The 21,311-nt window shown below is 73.2% G+C and carries 16 protein-coding genes; 5 read left to right on the plus strand and 11 right to left on the minus strand.

What is annotated here, in order from left to right; all coding sequences use genetic code 11:
* Positions 1-6 precede the first annotated feature (6 nt).
* Both AB5J54_RS14540 and AB5J54_RS14545 read right to left on the minus strand, forming a co-directional pair.
* Complete coding sequence (locus AB5J54_RS14540; protein WP_369144337.1) at positions 7-1,158, minus strand: dihydrodipicolinate synthase family protein; 1,152 nt, start codon at positions 1,156-1,158, stop codon at positions 7-9.
* Positions 1,155-2,306 carry a Gfo/Idh/MocA family protein gene (locus tag AB5J54_RS14545; protein ID WP_369144338.1) on the minus strand — a complete coding sequence of 384 codons (1,152 nt, stop codon included), beginning with the start codon at positions 2,304-2,306 and terminating at the stop codon, positions 1,155-1,157. The genes AB5J54_RS14540 and AB5J54_RS14545 overlap by 4 nt, the downstream gene beginning before the upstream one ends.
* 142 nt (positions 2,307-2,448) lie before the next feature.
* On the opposite strand from AB5J54_RS14545, the gene AB5J54_RS14550 reads away from it, so the two are divergent.
* Positions 2,449-3,495 (plus strand): LacI family DNA-binding transcriptional regulator, encoded by a 1,047-nt coding sequence (locus tag AB5J54_RS14550; protein ID WP_369144339.1) that lies wholly within the window; start codon positions 2,449-2,451, stop codon positions 3,493-3,495.
* Positions 3,496-3,715: 220 nt separating this feature from the next.
* Here the strand turns inward: AB5J54_RS14550 and AB5J54_RS14555 are convergent, their stop codons facing one another.
* Positions 3,716-4,303 carry an AAA family ATPase gene (locus AB5J54_RS14555; protein WP_369144340.1) on the minus strand — a complete coding sequence of 196 codons (588 nt, stop codon included), beginning with the start codon at positions 4,301-4,303 and terminating at the stop codon, positions 3,716-3,718.
* Positions 4,300-5,262 carry an EamA family transporter gene (locus tag AB5J54_RS14560; protein ID WP_369144341.1) on the minus strand — a complete coding sequence of 321 codons (963 nt, stop codon included), beginning with the start codon at positions 5,260-5,262 and terminating at the stop codon, positions 4,300-4,302. The genes AB5J54_RS14555 and AB5J54_RS14560 overlap by 4 nt, the downstream gene beginning before the upstream one ends.
* A 121-nt stretch (positions 5,263-5,383) precedes the next feature.
* Between AB5J54_RS14560 and AB5J54_RS14565 the strand changes: the two genes are divergently transcribed.
* Together AB5J54_RS14565 and AB5J54_RS14570 are read left to right on the plus strand one after the other, a co-directional pair.
* On the plus strand, positions 5,384-6,295 hold the full coding sequence (locus AB5J54_RS14565; protein WP_369144342.1) for a LysR family transcriptional regulator: 912 nt from the start codon (positions 5,384-5,386) through the stop codon (positions 6,293-6,295).
* 109 nt (positions 6,296-6,404) lie between these two features.
* A complete protein-coding gene (locus AB5J54_RS14570; protein ID WP_369144343.1) occupies positions 6,405-8,240 on the plus strand; it encodes a glycoside hydrolase family 3 protein in 1,836 nt (611 codons plus the stop codon).
* 243 nt (positions 8,241-8,483) lie between these two features.
* Here AB5J54_RS14570 and AB5J54_RS14575 read toward each other — a convergent pair whose 3' ends face one another.
* The 4 genes from AB5J54_RS14575 to AB5J54_RS14590 all read right to left on the minus strand — a co-directional run bounded on the left by AB5J54_RS14575 (position 8,484) and on the right by AB5J54_RS14590 (position 14,671).
* Positions 8,484-9,935 carry an aminopeptidase gene (locus AB5J54_RS14575; protein ID WP_369144344.1) on the minus strand — a complete coding sequence of 484 codons (1,452 nt, stop codon included), beginning with the start codon at positions 9,933-9,935 and terminating at the stop codon, positions 8,484-8,486.
* 99 nt (positions 9,936-10,034) lie between these two features.
* The gene (locus AB5J54_RS14580) at positions 10,035-10,439 is read right to left on the minus strand and encodes a hypothetical protein (protein WP_369144345.1); all 405 of its coding nucleotides are present in this window, start codon (positions 10,437-10,439) and stop codon (positions 10,035-10,037) included.
* A 78-nt stretch (positions 10,440-10,517) separates the two neighbouring features.
* A complete protein-coding gene (locus AB5J54_RS14585) occupies positions 10,518-10,874 on the minus strand; it encodes a hypothetical protein (protein ID WP_369144346.1) in 357 nt (118 codons plus the stop codon).
* A gap of 83 nt (positions 10,875-10,957) precedes the next feature.
* Positions 10,958-14,671, minus strand: a complete 3,714-nt coding sequence (locus AB5J54_RS14590; RefSeq protein WP_369144347.1) for an ABC transporter ATP-binding protein — start codon at positions 14,669-14,671, stop codon at positions 10,958-10,960.
* Positions 14,672-14,822: 151 nt separating this feature from the next.
* Here AB5J54_RS14590 and AB5J54_RS14595 point away from each other — a divergent pair, with 151 nt between their 5' ends.
* The gene (locus AB5J54_RS14595) at positions 14,823-15,194 is read left to right on the plus strand and encodes a hypothetical protein (protein WP_369144348.1); all 372 of its coding nucleotides are present in this window, start codon (positions 14,823-14,825) and stop codon (positions 15,192-15,194) included.
* A 32-nt stretch (positions 15,195-15,226) separates the two neighbouring features.
* On the opposite strand, the gene AB5J54_RS14600 is transcribed toward AB5J54_RS14595, so the two are convergent.
* The 3 genes from AB5J54_RS14600 to AB5J54_RS14610 form a co-directional block, all read right to left on the minus strand.
* A complete protein-coding gene (locus AB5J54_RS14600) occupies positions 15,227-16,909 on the minus strand; it encodes a thiamine pyrophosphate-binding protein (protein WP_369144349.1) in 1,683 nt (560 codons plus the stop codon).
* 173 nt (positions 16,910-17,082) lie between these two features.
* Positions 17,083-18,060: an agmatinase gene (speB, locus tag AB5J54_RS14605; RefSeq protein ID WP_041129339.1), complete on the minus strand. Its 978-nt coding sequence runs from the start codon at positions 18,058-18,060 to the stop codon at positions 17,083-17,085.
* Positions 18,061-18,132: 72 nt separating this feature from the next.
* Positions 18,133-19,605, minus strand: a complete 1,473-nt coding sequence (locus tag AB5J54_RS14610) for a sodium:solute symporter (protein WP_369144350.1) — start codon at positions 19,603-19,605, stop codon at positions 18,133-18,135.
* Positions 19,606-19,764: 159 nt separating this feature from the next.
* On the opposite strand from AB5J54_RS14610, the gene AB5J54_RS14615 reads away from it, so the two are divergent.
* Positions 19,765-21,309 (plus strand): PucR family transcriptional regulator, encoded by a 1,545-nt coding sequence (locus AB5J54_RS14615; RefSeq protein ID WP_369144351.1) that lies wholly within the window; start codon positions 19,765-19,767, stop codon positions 21,307-21,309.
* Positions 21,310-21,311: the final 2 nt, after the last annotated feature.

Here is a 21,311-nt window from a genome sequence, read left to right on the forward strand (position 1 = left end):
CGAGGTTCACTGAGGTACTCCGTACACGGTGAGGAGCGAGCGCATCCGGGACTCCGCGCGGGCCGGGTCCGGGAACAGGCCCAGGCCGTCGGCCAGTTCGTACGCGCGGGCCAGGTGCGGCAGCGAGCGCGCGGACTGCAGGCCGCCGACCATCGCGAAGTGCTCCTGGTGGCCGGCCAGCCACGCGAGGAACACCACGCCCGTCTTGTAGAAGCGGGTGGGCGGCCGGAAGAGGTGCCGGGAGAGGGCGACGGTCGGGTCGAGGGTCTTGCGGAAGCCGTCGACGTCACCGGTGTCGAGCGTCCTCACCGCCTCCGCCGCCAGCGGGCCCAGCGGGTCGAAGATGCCGAGCAGGGCGTGGCTGAAGCCCTGTTCGTCGCCCGCGATCAGCTCCGGGTAGTGGAAGTCGTCGCCCGTGTAGCAGCGGACGCCCTCCGGGAGGCGGCGGCGCAGCTCGACCTCGCGCCGGGCGTCGAGGAGCGAGACCTTGATGCCGTCGACCTTGTCGGGGTGGGCCGCGATCACGTCGAGGAGGGTCTCGGTGGCCGCGTCGAGGTCCGCCGAGCCCCAGTAGCCGTCGAGGGCCGGGTCGAACATGGGGCCCAGCCAGTGCAGGATCACCGGCTCGCTCGCCTGCCGGAGCAGGTGGCCGTAGAGGTCGAGGTAGTCCTCGGGGCCCTGCGCGGCGGCCGCGAGGGCCCGGGAGGCCATGAGGATGGCCTGTGCGCCCGCCTCCTCCACGACCGCGAGCTGCTCCTCGTAGGCGGTGCGGATCTCCGGCAGGGTCCCGGCGGTGATCTGGTCGGTGCCGACGCCGCAGGCGATGCGGCCGCCGACGGCGTGCGCCTCCGCCGCGCTCCGGCGGATCAGCTCCGCCGCGCCCGCCCAGTCCAGGCCCATCCCGCGCTGCGCGGTGTCCATGGCCTCGGCGACCCCGAGGCCGTGGGACCAGAGGTGGCGGCGGAAGGCGAGGGTGGCGTCCCAGTCGACGGCGGCCGGGGAGTCGGGGGTGGTGTCGGCGTACGGGTCGGCGACGACGTGCGCGGCGGAGAAGACCGTACGGGAGGTCAGGGGGCCGGTCGCGGAGAGCGTGAGCGGTTCGGTGCGGGGCTCGTACGCGCGCGTGGAGCCGTCCGGGGAAGGGAGGCGGATCGTCACAGGGTCACTTCCGGGACGTCGAGGCGGCGGCCCTCGGCTGCCGACCGCAGGCCCAGCTCGGCGAGCTGGACGCCGCGGGCGCCGGCGAGGAGGTCCCAGTGGTACGGCTCGTCGAGCGCGATGTGCCGGAGGAACAGCTCCCACTGGGCCTTGAAGCCGTTGTCGAACTCGGCGTTGTCGGGGACCTCCTGCCACTGCTCGCGGAAGGACTCGGTGGCGGGGATGTCGGGGTTCCAGACGGGCTTCGGGGTGGCCGAGCGGTGCTGGACGCGGCAGCCGCGCAGTCCGGCGACGGCGGAGCCGTGGGTGCCGTCGACCTGGAACTCGACGAGCTCGTCGCGGTGGACGCGGACCGTCCAGGAGGAGTTGATCTGGGCGACGGCGCCGCCCTCCAGCTGGAAGATGCCGTACGCGGCGTCGTCGGCGGTGGCGGCGTACGGCTTGCCCTGCTCGTCCCAGCGCTGCGGGACGTGGGTGGCGACCTGGGCGGTGACGGAGGTGACCCGGCCGAAGAGCTCGTGGAGCACGTACTCCCAGTGCGGGAACATGTCGACGACGATGCCGCCGCCGTCCTCCGCGCGGTAGTTCCAGCTGGGGCGCTGGGCGTCCTGCCAGTCGCCCTCGAACACCCAGTAGCCGAACTCGCCGCGTACGGACAGGATCTCGCCGAAGAAGCCGCCGTCGATCAGGCGCTTGAGCTTGAGCAGGCCGGGGAGGAAGAGCTTGTCCTGGACGACGCCGTGCTTGATGCCCTTCGCCTCGGCGAGTCGGGCGAGTTCCAGGGCGCCGGCGAGGTCGGCCGCGGTGGGCTTCTCGGTGTAGACGTGCTTGCCGGCGGCGATGGCCCTGGTGATCGCCTCGACGCGGGCCGAGGTGACCTGGGCGTCGAAGTAGACGTCGACGGTCTCGTCGGCGAGGACGGCGTCGAGGTCGGTGGACCACTCGGTGAGTCCGTGGCGCTCGGCGAGGGCGCGCAGGGCGTGTTCGCGGCGGCCGACGAGGACCGGCTCGGGCCAGAGGGTCTCGCCGTTGCCGAGGTCGAGGCCGCCCTGTTCGCGCAGGGCGAGGATCGAGCGGACGAGGTGCTGGCGGTATCCCATGCGCCCGGTGACGCCGTTCATGGCGATGCGGACTGTCCTGCGTGTCACGAAAGGTTCCTCTCCGCGGTGCTCAGCGCCCTCCCCCAGCTCCGGATAGAAAGCGCTTTCCATCGAGGATGACGCTAGCCTGCCGACATCGCCGTCGACAAGGGGGCGGAGGTACGCACACGATGCTGGAGGTACGCACGCGATGACCGTCACCCTGGCGGACGTGGCCGCCCGCGCCGGGGTCTCCCCCGCCACCGTCTCCCGCGTCCTGAACGGCAACTACCCGGTCGCCGCGTCGACCCGGGAACGGGTGCTGCGGGCCGTGGACGAACTCGACTACGTCCTCAACGGCCCCGCGAGCTCCCTCGCCGCCGCCACGTCCGACCTGGTCGGCGTCCTCGTCAACGACATCGCCGACCCCTTCTTCGGGATCATGGCGGGCGCGGCGCAGAGCGCGATCGGGGAGAGCGCGACGGGGCGCGGCGGGGGCGAGAAGCTCGCCGTCGTCTGCAACACGGGCGGCGCCCCCGAGCGCGAGCTGACCTACCTCACCCTGCTGCAGCGGCAGCGGGCCGCGGCCGTGATCCTCATGGGCGGCTCCCTGGAGGACCCCGAGCACCTCGCGGCGACGGCCGGGAAGCTGACGAAGCTGGCGGAGGCCGGGACCCGGGTGGTGCTGTGCGGGCGGCCGCCGGTCCCGGGCGACGCGAGCACGGCGGCGCTCGTCTTCGACAACCGGAGCGGGGGGCGGCGGCTCACCGAGCACCTGCTCGGCCTCGGCCACCGGCGGATCGGCTACGTGGCGGGGCCGGCCGATCGCACCACCACCCGGCACCGCCTGGAGGGCCACCGGGAGGCGCTCGCGGCGGCGGGCGTGGCGGAGGGCCCGACGGTCCACGGCCCGTACGACCGCGCCTCCGGCCACGAGGCGACGGCGGAACTCCTCGCCCGGGACCCGCACCTCACGGCGGTCGTCGCCGCCAACGACACGGTGGCGCTCGGCGTCTGCGCGGCCCTGCGGGAACGGGGCCTGTCGATCCCGGGCGACGTGTCGGTCGCGGGCTTCGACGACCTGCCGTTCTCGGTGGACGCGGTCCCGGCCCTGACGACCGTACGACTGCCGTTGCACGAGGCGGGGATCCGCGCGGGCCGCCTGGCGACGGGCGCGGAGGCGCCTCCGGCGGACGCGGTGGAGACGGTGCCGGGCGAGCTGGTGGTACGGGGGTCGACGGCCCGGCCGCGGGGGTAGCGGAGGCCTGGACGGGCCGTACCCCTTCGGGGAGGTTTCTCCCCGACCGTGGGCGCCGGCCCGGGGCGTCGAGCGGGTCGGCGTGCGGGGCCCCGACCCCGCGCCGCCGCGGTGGACCGCGGTTCACCCGGTGATGACCGACTCCCCGCCGAAAGCACCGGGGTTCTGGCCGCCGGCTCGACCTCTCGGTGGAGGGGCCGCTCGGGGGCGTCAGCGGTCGCTACGAGCCGGCGGAGCCGTTCGCGTCCGCGTGGGCGCCCAGGCCCGTCGCCGCGAGAACCGCGTCGACCGTCTCCTCGACCGTCTGCTCGGCGTTGTCGATCCAGACGCCCTCGCCGGAGAGTTCCGCGCGCATGGCCTCGTCCAGGAACGCCCAGTTCGTCGTCAGCTTCTTGTGGCGGGCGTTGTTGCGCTCCCAGGCCTTGTCCGGGCCGGGGGCGAGGATCACCACGTGGAGCGGGACCGCCTTCGCGTGGGCGCGGTAGAAGTCCAGATGGGAGCGGCGTACGACCACGTCGTCGAGGACCGGCAGGAAGCCGGCCGCGGCGAAGCTGTCCGCGAGCAGACAGCCGTTGCGGGCGCGCAGCAGGATCTGGCGGTCCGCCTCCGGGTCGCCGTCCGGGGTCGGCCAGTGGCAGCCCTGGACGATCAGCTCCTGGAGGTGGTCGACCTCGATGTGCGCGGCGCGGGCGAACCGCGCCGCGAGGGCCGCCGCGACCGTGGACTTCCCGCTGCCGGGGATGCCGGCCAACAGGACGGTGCCGGGGGCGGGTTCGGTGCTGTCGACGATGACGTTCTCGAAGGTCATGCGCGCCTTTCCTCGCTGGTGGGACGGGGGAACGATACGGCCACGGGCTCGGCGGGCGCCATGGAATTCCGTCCCGCGCCCTGGCCCGCGCCCCGTCCCGGGATCCGGCGCGGTGCGAGCGAGGTCAGCGCCACTCCCCCGACGAGCAGCGCCGCCGCGCACCAGCGGAGCGGGCTCACCGACTCGCCCAGGACGAGGGCGGCCGAGGACATGCCGAAGACGGGCACGAGGAGGGAGAAGGGGGCGACGGAGGAGGCGGGGTGGCGGCGGAGGAGCCAGCCCCAGGCGCCGAAGCCGAAGACGGTCGTGATCCAGGCGACGTACGCGATGACGCCGACGCCCGTCCAGTCGAGCCCGCGCAGCGCCGCGAGGTCGCGCTCGGGGCCCTCCAGGAGGAGGGAGAGGGCGAGGAGCGGCAGGACCGGCACCGTACTGACCCAGACCATGAAGTTGAGGGCGTCGGGCGGTGCGGCCTTGCGGGTCAGGACGTTGGAGACGCCCCAGCAGGCCGCCGCGGCGATCACCAGGGCGAAGCCGACGAGCGGACCCGAGCCGCCCTCGTCGACGGCGGCGACGCCGATGCCGGCGAGGGCCACCGCCATTCCGAGCAGTTGGCGCCGCCCGGGGCGTTCGCCGAGGGCGGCGAAGGCGAAGAGGGCCGTGAAGACGGCCTGGACCTGGAGGACGAGGGAGGAGAGTCCGGCCGGTGCGCCGAGGTCCATACCGGTGAAGAGCAGCCCGAACTTGGCCACGCCGAGGACGAGTCCGACGCCCGCGATCCACTTCCAGGCGACCTTCGGACGGCCGACGAGGAACACCGCCGGAAGGGCGGCGACGAGGAAGCGGAGGGCGGAGAAGAGCAGCGGCGGGAAGTGGTCGAGGCCGATCTCGATGACGACGAAGTTGACTCCCCAGACGGCGGCGACCAGGGCGGCGAGGGCGATGTGGGCGGGGCGCATGCCGTTGAGCATGGCCGCCGCCGACCGTGTAGCACCAGCACAGGTCTCTTCATGATGGGATGAAGCATCCCTACATCCAGGACCGTCCCGGACCCTCCGGGAACGCTCACAGGAGGTGCCCGTGCTGGATCTCGGCCGTCTGCGCGCCCTGCACGCCGTCGCCGTCCACGGCAGTGTCGGCGCCGCCGCCACCGCCCTCGGCTACACCCCGTCCGCGGTCTCGCAGCAGATCGCGAAGCTGGAGCGGGAGACCCGTACGACCCTGCTCGAACGCAGCGGCCGCGGCATCCGGCTCACCGACGACGCCCATCAACTCGCCTCCACCGCACGCCAGTTGCTCGCACTCGTCGAGGAGGCGGAGGTCCGGCTCGAAGAGCGGCGCGGCCGGCCCGCCGGGCGGCTCGCGATCGCCTGCTTCGCGAGCGCGGCGCGCGGTCTGATGCCCCGGGCGCTCGCCGAGCTGGCCCGGCTCCACCCGGACCTCGACGCCCGCCTCTCGGAGGTGGACCCGCACCTCTCGGTCGACCTGGTGGCGCGGGGCGTGATCGACCTGGCGGTGGCGCACGACTGGGACATCGCGCCGCTTCCGACGCCGCCGGGGGTCGCACAGGTGGTCATCGGCGACGACCTGTGCGACATCCTCGTCCACCGGGACCATCCGCTGGCGGCGCGGGACTCGGTGCGCCGGGAGGAGCTGGCCGAGGAGCGGTGGATCTCGCAGCCGCCGGGGACGGTCTGCCACGACTGGCTGACGCGGACGCTGCGGGCGACCGGGTACGAGCCGCTGATCGTCCATCAGGCGGAGGAGAACCACACCCAGGTGGCCCTGGTGGCGGCCGGTCTCGGCATCGCGCTCGTCCCGCGCCTGGGCCGCGGGACCCTGCCGCCGGAGGTCGTGCCGGTCCGGCTCGACCCGACGCCGACGCGCCGGCTGCACGCCATGTGGCGGACCGGTGCGGCGCGGCGCCCGGCGATCCGGGAGACGGTCCGTACGCTCCAGGAGCTCTGGCCCACGATCGCCTCGGCCGCCTGAGGCGGGCGGGAACGATTCCTGCGCGGGTCCTTGACCTGGCAGTTACTTTCGGGCTATCCGTGACACCTTGGAAGTTTCCTTCAACCTTGCACGGCCGGAAGGAGCATCAGTGCACCACCGCGCCCCCGCCCCCTCCCGACGCACCCTCCTCACGGTGACCGCCGCAGCCGCCGCGGCGGCCGTCACCGGCTTCACCGCCCCCGCCGCCCACGCGGAGACCGACGTCCGGGCCACCGACCTGAGACTCCAGCGGATCATCGACGGGATGTCGCTGGAGGAGAAGGTCGGCCAGCTCTTCGTGATGCGGGTCTACGGCCACTCCGCCACCGCCCCCGACCAAGCCGACATCGACGCCAACCTCAAGGAGATCGGCGTCCGCACCGCCGCCGAACTGGTCGAGCGCTACCACGTCGGCGGAGTCATCTACTTCTCCTGGGCCCACAACACCCGCGACCCGCAGCAGATCGCCGCCCTCTCCAACGGCATCCAGCAGGCCGCGCTCGCCCAGCCCACGCCGGTCCCGGTGCTCATCTCCACCGACCAGGAGCACGGCATCGTCTGCCGGGTCGGCAAGCCCGCCACCCTGCTGCCCGGGGCGATGGCCCTCGGCGCCGGCGGCTCGCACGCGGACGCCCGCAAGGCCGCGGAGATCGCGGGCGAGGAACTCGCCGCCGTCGGCATCCGGCAGAACTACGCCCCCGTCGCCGACGTGAACGTCAACCCGGCCAACCCCGTCATCGGGGTCCGCTCCTTCGGCTCCGACCCGCAGGCCGTCGCCGGGCTCGTCGCCGCCCAGGTCAAGGGGTACCAGCGGGCCGGGGTCGCGGCCACCTCCAAGCACTTCCCGGGGCACGGCGACACCGCCGTCGACAGCCACTTCGGCCTGCCGACGATCACCCACACCCGGGAGCAGTGGGCCGAGCTCGACGCGCCGCCGTTCCGGTCCGCGATCGACGCCGGCATCGACTCGATCATGACCGCGCACATCGTGGTCCCCGCGCTCGACCCCAGCGAGGACCCGGCGACGCTCTCCCGGCCCATCCTCACCGGCATCCTGCGCGAGCAGCTCGGCTACGACGGCGTGGTGGTCACCGACTCCCTCGGCATGGAGGGCGTACGCACCAAGTACGGGGACGAGCGCGTCCCGGTCCTCGCCCTCAAGGCCGGCGTCGACCAGCTGCTCAACCCGCCCAAGCTCGACGTCGCCTGGAACGCGGTCCTGAAGGCCGTCAGGGACGGCGAACTGACGGAGGCCCGGCTCGACGAATCGATCCTGCGGATCCTGCGGCTCAAGGCGAAGCTGGGGCTGTTCCGGCAGGCGTACGCGACCCGGGCGGCCGTCGACCGGGTCGTCGGCACAGACTCCCACCTCGCCCACGCGGACCGGATCGCCGAGGCCACCACGACGCTCCTCGTCAACGAGGACGGCTTCCTGCCGCTGAGCCCGGCGTCCCACCGCTCGGTGCTCGTCGTCGGCGCCGACCCGGCCTCTCCGTCCGGTACGACGGGGCCGCCGACGACGACGCTCGCGACGGCGCTCTCGGAGCTGGGCTTCACCGCGACGGCACTGTCGACCGGGATCACGCCGACGGCCGCGAGGATCGAGGAGGCGGTGGGGGCGGCGGCGGGCAAGGACGTCGTCGTCGTGGGTACGTACAACGTGTCCGCGACCAGCCCTCAGCGCACGCTGGTGGCGCGGCTCGTGGCTTCGGGGGTGCCGGTGGTGACGGTCGCGATCCGGAACCCTTACGACGTCGCGCGTCTGGGCGGCCAGCGGGCGGCCCTCGCCGCGTACTCCTGGACGGACGTCGAACTCCGGGCCGCCGTCCGCGTCCTGGCGGGCCGGGCCCGGCCCCGGGGCCGGCTCCCGGTCCCGATCCAGCACGCGGACGACCCGACGAAGGTCCTGTACCCGGTGGGATACGGGCTGTCTTACGACCGCTGACGGGCGCGCGCCGCCCGTTGTGGGCAGGCGTTCCGCAAGGGGCGGAACGGGTGGGCACAACGGAACGGCGCCCCTGCCGGCGCCCGAGGCTCCCGCGCCTGAACCCGCACCCCTGGGACGACGGTCCTGATGGTGCGGGTCAGGGCGCGGAACGCGGAGGCGCCGCGGAAGGGCGCCGTCCCGTGTGCCCACCCGTCCCGCCCTGCGGGACGATTGCCCACACGGGGGGCGGCGCCCAGGGTGCTACGGGCGCAGGCCGTGTTCGCGGGTGGTGTCCTCGTCGACCGGCGCGTCGACGCGGGCGTCGAACGCGGCGAGCGGCTTCGCCGCCGCCACCGCCGGGGCCGGGACGCCCGCCCAGGCCAGGATGCGGGCCGTGGCGTTCTCGCGCTCGGCCTGGACGAGGCCGGCGACGTTCGCGCCGTGGTTCATGCCCGGCGCCACGTACACGTAGGAGTCACGCGTGCCCTTGCCGACGCGGAACTTCTCCGAGCCCCACGGGTCGTTGCCGCCGTAGACGAAGAGCATCTGGTTCGCGTTCTTGCGGACCCAGTCGTCGACGTCGCGCATGACCCACGGCTTGAACTTCATGGGGATCTCGCTCGGCACGAAGCTGCTGGCCGGCTGGTAGCCGTAGCGGCTCAGGCCGTCGAGGTGCGGCTGCTTGATGGTGGGCGAGCCGAGCTCGGTCGCCGCCTGGTAGTAGTACGGCGTGTAGTACTCCAGGCCCTGGTCGGTGTACGCGGACCAGCCGGAGTACGCGTCGATCGTCTCGTACACGACGTCGTCGCTCGCGGTCGCCGCGTCCGGGATCTGGTCGCAGACGTCCTGGCCGTAGTACTGCCAGAAGCCCCACACGAAGTCGAGGACGACGGCCTCGTACGCCTTGTCGAGCGAGCCGACCGTGTTGAAGGTGGCGCCCTCGGACTCGGCCCAGGCCTTGTACTTCTTCTCCAGCGGCTCGCGCCGGACGAGGGCCTCGCGCTGCATGTTGTTCAGACGGTCGCGGCAGTCCTTCGTACCGACGGTCTCGAAGAACCGGTCGTAGGCCGAGTCCTCCTTGTTGACCACGTCGTTCGGCGCCACGTACGCGACGACGCCGTCCATGTCGCGCGGGTAGAAGCGCTCGTAGTACGTGGCGGTCATGCCGCCCTTCGAGGCGCCCGTGGACAGCCAGTTCTTCCCGTAGACCGACTTCAGCGCCGTGTAGATGCGGTGCTGGTCGCTGGCCGCCTGCCAGATGTCCAGCTTCGACCAGTCGGCCGGCTGCGGGCGGGACGGCGTGAAGAAGCGGTACTCCATGGAGACCTGGTTGCCGTCGATGATCCGGGTCGGCTCGGTCCGGCTCGGCGTGGTGGACAGACCGTAGCCGCTGGTGCGGAAGACGGTCGGGCGGCTCGTGTCCTTGTGGAGGATCGAGATCCGCTGCTGGAACGTGCCCGCCCACGGGCGCTTGTGGTCGATCGGCTGCTCGTAATTGAGGACGAAGTAGCGGTAGCCGGCGTACGGCTTCTCCTCGATCAGGCTCATCCCGGGGATCGCCAGGATGCGGTCCTTGATGTCCGTGCTCGTGCTCTGCGAGTCGACGACGGCCGCGCTGCCGGTCTCCGTGTCCGCGGCGGTAGCCACACCGGTCGACCCGACGGTGCCTATGAGCACCGAAAGCGACAGCGCCCATCTCAGCGACTTGCGCATTCACCCTCCCCTTGGTTCACAACGGTGTCGCGAACCTAGCGGGGGCAACGTGTGGACCGCCAGACCCAGTTGATCCTTACTCTTGGACTTTCCTGTACATCAGCACAGGATCCAGCCCGTCGCCGTCCCCCGGCCCGCCACCGAACCGCTCGCCCGGACGCAGCGGTTGAGCGCGTGGACGGTCAGCGGCCCCGCCTGCTGGTCGAACCGCCCCGACCGGACGACGGCCCGCCCGCCGCGCGGCTGGAGCGACACGGCCATCGGACGGCGCGGGCCCGGCCGTTTGGCGACGGTGACGGCGCAGACGTACTGGCGGGTCCGGTAGAGGCGCAGCTCGCCGGTGGCGAAGGTGATCGTCCGGGTGGGCCGGCCGTGGCAGACGGAGACGGCGTCGGCGGTCCCGCCGCCCGGCCCGGGGCCGGGGAGGAGGAGCAGCGCGAGGGCGGCGAGGAGCGGGACGAGCACGCGGGCGAGCGTCCGGGGCGTGCCGGCGTCTGTGGTCATGCGTTCCTCTCCCGGGCGAGTCGTCGTACGGCCGTACGACGCACGAGGTCCGGGAATGGTTGCCTCCGCATGTACGGGTCAGGCGAAGACCGTCATGACCAGCAGCAGGAAGACGAGTTCCGCGCCGAGCTGGGTCCAGAACGCCGCCCGGCGGACGGTGCCGCGCTCCGTACTCTGAGCGGCCACGAAGGCCACGGCCGCCAGCGCCAGGATCACGACGTACACAGAGCCCGGAGTCGAGCCGCAGCCCTCCCCGTACTCGACGCAGCGGCCCGCGTTCTCCGTGGTCAGGGCGGCGATGCCGGCGAGCACGGTCGCGGGCACGAAGAGACCGGCCCCGATCACGGACCGCTTCCGCAGCCGCCGGGCCTCCAGGTCGGCGGCGGAGGGAACGGCGGGCGAGACGGTGGCGCGGGCACGGGGGGCGTGGCTCATGTCCCCGATTCAAGCCGGGCGGACGGGGGCGGGGGATCCGCCGGGATACTCACCCGGCGGATCCCCCGTACTCAGGATCGGACTCAGACCCGCTCCGGCTCCGCCTCCCCGATGAACGTGTTCCACAGCGTCGCGTACCGGCCGCCCAGGGCCAGGAGTTCGTCGTGGGTGCCGTCCTCCGCCACCCGGCCGTGGTCCATCACGACCACCCGGTCCGCGCGCGCCGCCGTCGTCAGGCGGTGGGCGACGACGAGGGTCGTGCGGCGGCCCGCGAGCCGGTCGGTGGCCTGGTTGACCTGGGCCTCGGTCGCCAGGTCCAGGGCCGCCGTGGCCTCGTCCAGGAGCAGGATGTCCGGGTCGACGAGCTCGGCGCGGGCGAGGGCGATCAGCTGGCGCTGCCCGGCGGACAGGTTGCGGCCGCGCTCGGCGACCTCGTGGAGGTAGCCGCCGTCGAGCGTGGCGATCATGTCGTGCGCGCCGACCGCGCGGGCCGCCGCCTCGACCTCGGCGTCGGTGGCGTCGGGGCGGCCGTACGCGATGGCGTCGCGGATCGTCCCGGCGAAGAGGTACGCCTCCTGGGGGACGACGCCGAGCCGGTGGCGGTACGCGGTGAGGTCGAGGTCGCGCAGGTCGGCGCCGTCGGCGGTGACCCGGCCGCCCGTCGGGTCGTAGAACCGGGCGACCAGCTTGACCAGGGTGGACTTGCCGGCGCCGGTCTCGCCGACGAAGGCGACGGTCTGCCCGGCGGGGATGCGCAGGTCGATCCCGGTGAGGGCCTCCTCCTCGTCCCCGTACGCGAACGACACGTCCTCGAAGGCGATCTCGCCGCGCAGCGAGAGCACGTCCAGGGGCGCGTCGGCGGCGGCCGTCGACGTCGGCTCCTGGAGGAGCTCCTGCATGCGCTTCAGCGAGACGGCGGCCTGCTGGTAGCCGTCGAAGACCTGCGAGAGCTGCTGCACGGGGGCGAAGAAGAGGTCGATGTAGAGGAGGTAGGCGACGAGGGCGCCGGTGGTGAGGGTGCCGGCCTCGATGCGGTTCGCGCCGACGATCATGACGGCGGCGGCCGCGACGGAGGACAGCAGGGTCACGAACGGGAAGTAGACCGAGATCAGCCACTGGCCCCGGACGCGCGCCTGGCGGTACGAGTCGCTGCGCTCCGCGAACCGGGCCGCGCCCGAGCGCTCGCGGCGGAAGGCCTGCACGATGCGGAGGCCGGAGACGGACTCCTGGAGGTCGGCGTTGACGACGCTGATCCGCTCGCGCGCCAGCTCGTACGCCTTCACGCTGGAGCGGCGGAAGTAGTACGTGGCGATCGCGAGCACCGGCAGGGTCGCGAAGACGACCAGGGCGAGCTGGAGGTCGAGCACGAGCAGCGCGACCATGATGCCGAAGAAGGTCACGACCGAGACGAAGGCGGTGACCAGGCCCGTCTGCAGGAACGTCGACAGGGCGTCGACGTCCGTCGTCATCCGGGTCATGATCCGGCCGGTGAGCTCGCGCTCGTAGTAGTCGAGGCCGAGCCGCTGGAGCTGGGCGAAGATCTTCAGGCGCAGCGCGTACAGGACCCGTTCGCCGGTGCGGCCGGTCATCCGGGTCTCGGCGGTCTGCGCGACCCACTGCACGAGGACGGTGACGAGGGCGAGGGCGGAGGCCGCCCAGACGGCGCCGATCGCGAGCCGGTTCACGCCCTCGTCGATGCCGTGCCGGATCAGGACCGGAAGCAGCAGGCCCGCGCCCGCGTCGAGGGCGACCAGGCCGAGGCTGATGAGCAGCGGGACGCCGAAGCCGCGGAGCAGCCGGCGGAGGCCGTACGCGTCCTCGGGCGACACGGCGCGGGCCTCGTCGATGTCGGGGGTGTCGGTGGCGGGCGGAAGGGCCTCGACGGCGGCGAGGAGTTCGGGGGTGGCTCCGGGCGCCGGGCTCTCGCGGCCGGTGGTCTCGTCCCGTACCCACAGGGTGGGGGTGATGCCCCGCTCGGCGTCGAACTCGGCGTCCAGCTCGGCCCGCAGCGTGCGGTCCTCGGGGAGCTCGGGCGGCATGACGTGGCCGGGCGAGACGGCGCCGAGCTCCTCGGGGTCGGTGAGGAGGCGGCGGAAGAGCGCGGAGCGCTGCTCCAGCTCGGCGTGGGTGCCGATGTCGGCGAGGCGGCCGTCGTCGAGGACGGCGATGCGGTCGGCCAGGCCGAGGGTGGAGCGGCGGTGGGCGATGAGCAGGGTCGTACGGCCCGCCATCACGGACTTCAGGGCCTCGTGGATCTCGTGCTCGACCTTGGCGTCGACGGCGGAGGTGGCGTCGTCGAGGAGGAGCAGCCGGGGGTCGGTGAGGATCGCGCGGGCGAGGGCGACGCGCTGGCGCTGGCCGCCGGAGAGGGTGAGGCCGTGCTCGCCGACCTTGGTGTCGTAGCCGTTGGGGAGCTCGGCGATGAAACGGTCCGCCTGGGCGGCGCGGGCGGCGGTCTCGATCTGCTCGCGGGTGGCGTCGGGGACGCCGTACGCGATGTTCGCGGCGACGGTGTCGGAGAAGAGGAAGGAGTCCTCGGGGACGAGGCCGACGGCGGCGCGCAGGGAGTCGAGGGTGAGCTCGCGGACGTCGTGGCCGCCGACGAGGACGGCGCCGTGGGTGACGTCGTAGAAGCGGGGCAGGAGGAGCGAGACGGTGGACTTGCCGGAGCCGGAGGCGCCGACGACGGCGACGGTCTCGCCGGGCCGGATCTCCAGCGAGAAGCCGTCGAGGACGGGCCGCCCGTCTTGGTAGGCGAAGGAGACGTCGTCGAACTCGACGGTGGCGGGGGCGTCGGCGGGCAGCTCCTTGGTGCCGTCCTTGATCACCGGCTCGGTGTCGATGAGGTCGTAGACCCGCTCGACGCCGGCGCGGGCCTGCTGGCCGACGGTGAGGACCATGGCGAGCATGCGGACCGGGCCGACGAGGGAGGCCAGATAGGAGGAGAAGGCGACGAAGGTGCCGAGGGTGATCTGGTGCCGGTAGGCGAGCCAGCCGCCGAGCGCGAGGACCGCGACCTGGCCGAGGGCGGGCACGGCCTGGAGGGCGGGGGTGTACTTCGAGTTCAGCCGGATGGTCCGCAGGCGCCCCGCGAACAGCTTCCGCCCGGCCTCGCGGATCTTGCCGGTCTCCTGGTCCTCCTGGCCGAAGCCCTTGACGACCCGGACGCCGGTCACGGCCCCGTCGACGACCCCGGCGACGACGGCGGCCTGCTGCTGCGCGTGCCAGGTGGCCGGGTGGAGACGGGTGCGGCTGCGCTTGGCGATCCACCAGAGGGCGGGGGCGACGGCGAGCGCGACGAGGGTGAGCGGGATCGACAGATAGGCCATGACGGCCAGCGAGATGAGGAAGAGCAGGATGTTCCCGATGGTCATCGGGAGCATGAAGAGGAGGCCCTGGATCAGCTGGAGGTCGCTGGTGGCCCGCCCGACGACCTGCCCCGTGGACAGCTCGTCCTGCCGCCGCCCGTCGAGCCGGGTGACGGTGGCGTACATGTCGGTCCGCAGATCGTGCTGGACGTCGAGGGCGAGCCGGCCGCCGTAGTAGCGGCGGACGTAGGTGAGGACGTAGACGAGGACGGCGGCGCCGATGAGCAGCCCCGTCCAGACGCCGAGGTCCCGGGTCTTCGTCCCGATGACGTCGTCGATGATCACCTTGGTGACGAGCGGAACGAGCGCGAGGACGGCCATGCCGGCCAGGGAGGACCCGAGCGCGAGCAGCGTGTTCGCCTTGTACCGCCACGCGTACCCGGCCAGCCTGCGCGCCCAGCCCTGCTGTTTCTCCCCGACCGCCGCCACGAGTGGCCTCCCATCCGTCCTGCTCTACCGGAAGGCCCAACACGGCCGACGTGCGATTTCATCCCGCCGCAACAATTCCCTCCGGAGCGGGTATGCAGTCCCCGGGGCCGCCGGACGGGCGGTGCCGTGGACGGAGCGGGAGGGGAGACCGGTGGGGAAGGTCGAGGACGGGAAGCCGTATCAGTGGGGGCGGCTGTACGCGGCCTTGCGGGCGGTGCGGGGGTTCGCCTCGGCCGGGCGGGTGATCCCGGCCACGGACCGGGAGCTGGAGGACACGGCGAGCCGACCGCGGTCGGTCTTCGAGGGCCTCCTGCGGACCACGGGCCTCGACGTCCTCGCCGCCCGGCAGCGGGGCGGGCCCGTCGCCGATGCGGCGGCGGGTGCCTTCGCGGACGTGGCCCGGCTGATACCTCCGCGGACCATGGACCGCAGGAACATCACACCCGAGGCGGAGCACTTCCGCCTCGGGTACGAGGCCCAGCACGCCGAGTACCGGAAGGCCTGGGAGGGGCTGGTCGACTGAGCGGGGGGGCAGGGCCCGTGCGGGCCCTGCCGTCACAGATGCGTCGGCTCGAACATCCTCAGGAGGGCCGGGAGGACCACCACGGACGGGCCCGGGGTGGCGAGGGCCTTCGCCAGGTCCGCCGTCAGGGACTCCGGGCTCGTCAGGGTCGCCGGGACGCCGAAGGACTCGGACAGGGCGACGAAGTCCGGGCGGGTGAGCTCGGTGGCCGTGGCCTCGCCGAACGCGCCCGTCATGTACTCCCGCAGGATCCCGTACCCGCCGTCGTCGACGATCAGCCAGGTCACGTCGAGGCCGTACTGCTTCGCCGTCGCCAGCTCCGCGATCGAGTACATCGCGCCGCCGTCACCGGACACCGCCAGGACCGGCTGCGACGGGTCGGCGGCGGCCGCGCCGAGGGCGGCGGGGAAGCCGTAGCCGAGGCCGCCGGCGCCCTGGGCCGAGTGCATCGTGTTCGGGTGCCGCGCGTCGAAGGCCGACCACGCCCAGTACGCCAGGATCGTCATGTCCCAGAAGCTCGGCGCCCGGTCCGGCAGCGCCTCCCGCACCGCCGCGACGATCCGCTGCTCCAGGCCGAGGTCCTGGGCGGCGATCCGGTCCCGGACCTTCGTGAGGACGGCCGAGACCCGCTCGGGGGCCGTCGGGTCCGTGCGCTCCCCGACGGTCTCCAGGAGCGCCTGGAGCGCGAGGCGGGCGTCCGCGTGGATGCCGAGGGCCGGGTGGTTGGACTCCAGCTTGCCCGCGTCGGCCTCGATCTGGATCACCCGGCCGCGCGGGGCGAACGTGTGGTAGTTCGAGGACAGCTCGCCGAGGCCCGAGCCGACGACCAGGAGGACGTCGGCGTCCTCCAGGAAGTCCGTCGTGTGCCGGTCCTCCAGCCACGACTGGAGCGACAGCGGGTGCTCCCAGGGGAAGGCGCCCTTGCCGCCGAAGGTGGTGACGACGGGCGCGTCGATCTTCTCGGCCAGCGCGAGGAGCTTGCCGGAGGCGTCGGAGCGGACGACACCGCCGCCCGCGATGATCGCGGGCCGCTCGGCGTTCGCCAGGAGGTGCGCGGCGACCGCCGTCAGCTCGGGCCGCGGGACGACCTCCTCGGGCGTCGCGTCCATGGCCGTGACCACCGGCAGGCTCGTCTCGGCGAGGAGCACGTCCTGCGGGATCTCCACCCAGACGGGGCCGTGCGGGGCGGTGAGCGCCGACTCCCAGGCCGCGGCGATCGCGGAGGGGATCTGGGACTGCGTACGGACCGTGTGGACGGACTTCACGACGTCCCGGAACGAGGCCTGCTGGTCGCGGAGCTCGTGGAGGTAGCCGTGCCGGCCGCCGCCGAGCCCGGCCACCGGGATCTGGCTGCCGATCGCGAGGACCGGGGCGGAGGCGGCGGCCGCCTCCTGGAGCGCCGCGAGCGACATGAGGGCGCCGGGGCCGGTGGAGAGCAGCAGGGGGGCGGCCTCGCCGGTGATGCGGCCGTAGGCGTCGGCGGCGAAGCCGGCGTTGTTCTCGACGCGGAGGCCGACGTAGCGGAGGTCGGAGCGGCGGAGGGCGTCGAACATGCCGAGGGCGTGCTGGCCGGGGAGGCCGAAGACGGTGGTGGCGCCGAGGCCGGTGAGGGTCTCTACGACGAGGTCGCCGCCGTTGCGCCCCTCGGGCGGGTTCAGGGCCGCCTCGGTCTGGGCGACCGTGGGCCGCAGCACGAGGTCGTGGTCGTGGGTCATGGTCGTCCCTTGGCGTGGCTCGGGGGTCGGGGGTCGGGTGCGGGCGGTGGTCGGGTGGTGCCCACCCGTTCCTCCCCCTACGCCTTGGGGGCGTGGGGGGACCCCCACGCGGAACGTATGCCCACCACCCGACGGCGGCGCGGGCGGGCGAAGCCCCACCCGCGCCGAGGGAACTACTTCGCGTCGCGCGCCGCGGCGATCTGGCGGGACATGATCGTCGTCAGTTCGTACGCCGTGTGCGACGCCGCGACCGCCGTGATCTCCGCGTGGTCGTACGCCGGCGCGACCTCGACGACGTCGGCGGAGACCAGGTTGCAGGAGGAGAGGCCGCGGAGGATCTCCAGGAGCTCGCGGGACGTCATGCCGCCGGCCTCGGGGGTGCCGGTGCCGGGGGCGTGGGCCGGGTCGAGGCAGTCGATGTCGATCGAGATGTACAGCGGGCGGTCGCCGATGCGCTGGCGCAGCTGGTCGGCGACCTCGTCGGCGCCGCGGCGGTAGACGTCGGAGGACGTCACGATGCCGAAGCCGAGCTTCTCGTCGTCGGTGAGGTCCTGCTTGCCGTAGAGCGGGCCGCGGGTGCCGACGTGGGAGAGCGCGGAGGTGTCGAGGATGCCCTCCTCGACGGCGCGGCGGAACGGGGTGCCGTGGGTGTACTCGGCGCCGAAGTAGGTGTCCCAGGTGTCGAGGTGCGCGTCGAAGTGGAGCAGGGCGACGGGGCCGTGCTTCTTGGCGACGGAGCGGAGCAGCGGCAGGGCGATGGTGTGGTCGCCGCCGAGGGTCATCATGCGGGCGCCGGTGCCGAGGAGGTCGTCGGCGGCGGCCTCGATGGTCTCGACGGCCTCGTTGATGTTGAACGGGTTGGCGGCGATGTCACCGGCGTCCGCGACCTGGGCGAGGGCGAACGGGGAGGCGTCCTGCGCGGGGTTGTAGGGGCGCAGCAGGCGGGAGGCCTCGCGGATGGCGTTGCCGCCGAAGCGGGCGCCGGGGCGGTAGGAGACGCCGGTGTCGAAGGGGACGCCGACCACGGCGACGTCGGCGGTGCCGACCTCGTCGAGGCGCGGCAGCCGGGCGAACGTCGCGGGACCGGCGTACCGCGGGATGCGGGACGAGTCGATCGGGCCGCGGAAGGCGTTCTGGTCGCTGCTGCTCATGGTCGGGGTCCTCCTGGGTGCTTCTCGGTGGGCCGGGCGTCGGGTCGCGACGCCCGGGGCGTGGGGCCGCCGTCAGGCGGTGACGGGCGCCCGGTCCGGGGACTCGGGCTCGGTCGGGGTCTCCTGGCCGGCCAGCCGGGCGCGCCAGTTCGCGAGCACGGCGGCGTCCGTCGGGCGGGTCGCCAGGGAAACGATCACATATGCGGCGAGCGAGGCCAACAAACCATAGTAAACAGGCTCATTTGCCAAGATTCCGTAAGTCCACATCAGGCCAATGACGGTCAGGCCGCCGACGGTGACCGCGGCGAGCGCGCCCTGGACGGTGCCGCGGCGCCAGAGCAGGCCGCCGAGGATGGGCACGAGGAGCCCGCCGACCAGCAGGTTGTAGGCGACGGTGAGGGCCTGGACGACGTCGTTGAGGGCGATGGCGATGAGGATGACGGCGACGCCCATGATGAGGATGAAGAGGCGGTTGCCCTTCACCTCGTCGTGGTCGTTCTCGTCCTTCCTCGCGACGGCGCCGCGCAGGCGTGACCAGATGTCGTTGTTGGCGACGGTGGCGCAGGCGATGAGGGCGCCGGAGGAGGTGGACATCACGGCGGCGAGCGCGGCGGCGAGGACGAGGCCCCGGACGCCCATCGGCAGCTCGTCCTTGACGATGGTGGCGAAGGCGTCGTCGGCGCTGGGCAGCTTCGGGTAGAGCACCTTGGCCGCCGTGCCGATGACGGCTCCGGCGAGCGCGTACGCCAGACAGTAGGTGCCGGCGACGGTGCCGCCCCACTTGGCGACCTTGTCGGTGCGCGCGGTGAAGACCCGCTGCCAGATGTCCTGGCCGATGAGCATGCCGAAGGTGTAGATCAGCACGTACGTGAAGATCGTCTCGCCGCCGATGCCGAGCGGCTCGAAGTACGAGGTGGGCAGCGCCTCGCGCATGCCCTCGAAGCCGCCGGCCTTGATCACGGCGATCGGCAGCAGCAGGAGCAGCACGCCGATGGTCTTCACCACGAACTGCACCATGTCGGTGATGGTGATGGACCACATGCCGCCGAGCGTCGAGTAGGCGACGACGATGGTGCCGCCGAGGACGATCGCGAGGGTCCGGGGCAGGTCGAAGAGGACGTCGAAGATCGTGGCGTACGCGATGGTCGAGGTGACGGCGAGCATCAGCGTGTACGCCCACATCACGACGCCCGAGATGACGCCGGCCTTGCCGCCGTAGCGCAGGTCGAGCATCTCGGAGACGGTGTAGACCTTCAGCCGGGCGATGCGGGCGGAGAAGAAGACGCTCAGCGCGAGCAGGCCGAGGCCGATGGCGAAGACCATCCAGGCGCCGGAGAGGCCGTACTTGTAGCCGAGGCCGACGCCGCCGATGGTGGAGGCGCCGCCGAGGACGATGGCGGCCATCGTCCCGGAGTACATCCAGGGCCCGAGGCGGCGGCCGGCCACCAGGAACTCGCTCTTGGACCTGGCGCGGCGCATGCCCCACCAGCCCATCGCGAGCATGCCGGCCAGGTACAGGACGATCACTGTGTAGTCGACGGCCATGGGGCCCTCCTTCTCACCTCGGTGGCGTGTCGTGCGGGGGAGTGCCCAGGTGCTGATCGCGGGGACATCCGCCCGTACCCGCGGCCCTGGGATGCATCGACAGTAGGTGGCCGGAAAGCGACGTTGAAGTGTACGTTTCCTCCACTGTCCGGGCGGGGGATGTACGAAGGGACCATGCCGATGACCCCGATGCCCCCAACGGAGACGGGCTCCACTCCCCCGGCGCCGCCGGTGTCGCTCGCCGCGCTGCTCGCCCGCCCCGACCTGGGCCTGCGGCTGCTCGCCGGGCCCGAGGACGTGCCGCTGCACTGGGTGCACACCTCGGAGATGGCCGACCCCCACCCGTATCTGCTCGGCGGCGAGCTGCTGATGACGGCGGGCGTGCAGCTCACCGATCCGGCGCACTACGTCGAGCGGGTCGTGGAGGCGGGGGCGGCGGCGCTCGCCTTCGGAGTGACCCCGGTCTACGACACGGTGCCGCCGGAACTCGTCGCCGCGTGCGAACGGCACGGCCTGCCGCTCGTGGAGGTCCCTCCCCGGACCCCGTTCACGGCGGTGGCGCGGGCGCTGTGGCGGCTGATGGCGGAGGCCCGGCTGCACGAGCTGCGCCGGGTGACGGAGGCCCAGCAGTCCCTGGCGGCGGCCGCGGCCCGGCCGGCCCCGGTCCCGGCGGTGCTCGGCGCGCTCGCCTCGCGGCTCGGCGGGCGGACGGTGCTGTTCGGGGCGGACGGTACGGAGTCGGCGGCGGCCGGCCGGGAGGTCCCGGCGGAGGCGGCGCGGGCCCTGCGGGACCTGGCGGGGGTGCTCGGTCCGCGCCCGGGCGGCCCGGCCTCGGCGAGCGGGGACGGCGGCGGGCTGCGGCTCGCGGCGTACGCGCTGGGCGGCGGGGACGGGCTGACGCTCGGGGTGGCGACGGAGCGGCGCGGCCCGGGCGACCACACGATCGCGGGCGTGGCGGTGGTCCTGCTCTCCCTGCTCACGGCCCCGCACCGGGGCGCGGACGTGACGGTACGGGACGGGGCCCTGGTCCGGCTGCTGCTCGGCGCACCCCCGGCGGAGGTCGCGGACAGCCTGGGCCCGGGCCCGTGGACGGTGGTCCACGCACGGGGCGGCGACGGCACCCCGTTCGCGACGGCGAGCCTGGCGGCGGCCCTGGGGACACCACTGGTGGACGCGGGGACGGGCGGGGGCGGGGGTACGCGTACGGGTACGAGTACGGATACGGATACGGAGACGAGTACGACACCAGCCACGGCACCGGCAGGCCCCGGCACCGTACGGCTCCTCCTCCCCTCCTCCGCCCCCGTCGCCGCCCAGCAGGGATGGACTCTCGGAGCGAGCGCCCCCGTCGCGGCCTCGGAACTCGCCGCCGGGGAGGCCCAGGCAGCGCGGGCGCTGCGCAGGGCGGAGGCCTCGCGGGCGGCGCTCGTCCGGCACCGCGCCGGCGGGATGGCCGCGCTCGTCGACCGCGACGAGGCCGCCGCGTACGCCCGTACCGTCCTCGCCCCGCTCACCGAACCGCTCACCGAGACGCTCCGCGTCTGGATCTCCCTGCACGGCAGCTGGGACCGGACGGCGGTGGCCCTGGAGATCCACCGGAACACGGTCCGCCAGCGCATCGCCCGCTGCGCCGCACTCCTCGAACGGGACCTGGACGACCCGGACGTACGGATGGAGCTGTGGTTCGCGCTCACGTCCCGGTGAGG

Source organism: Streptomyces sp. R44 (assembly GCF_041053105.1).
In the GTDB taxonomy this organism is placed as follows: domain Bacteria; phylum Actinomycetota; class Actinomycetes; order Streptomycetales; family Streptomycetaceae; genus Streptomyces.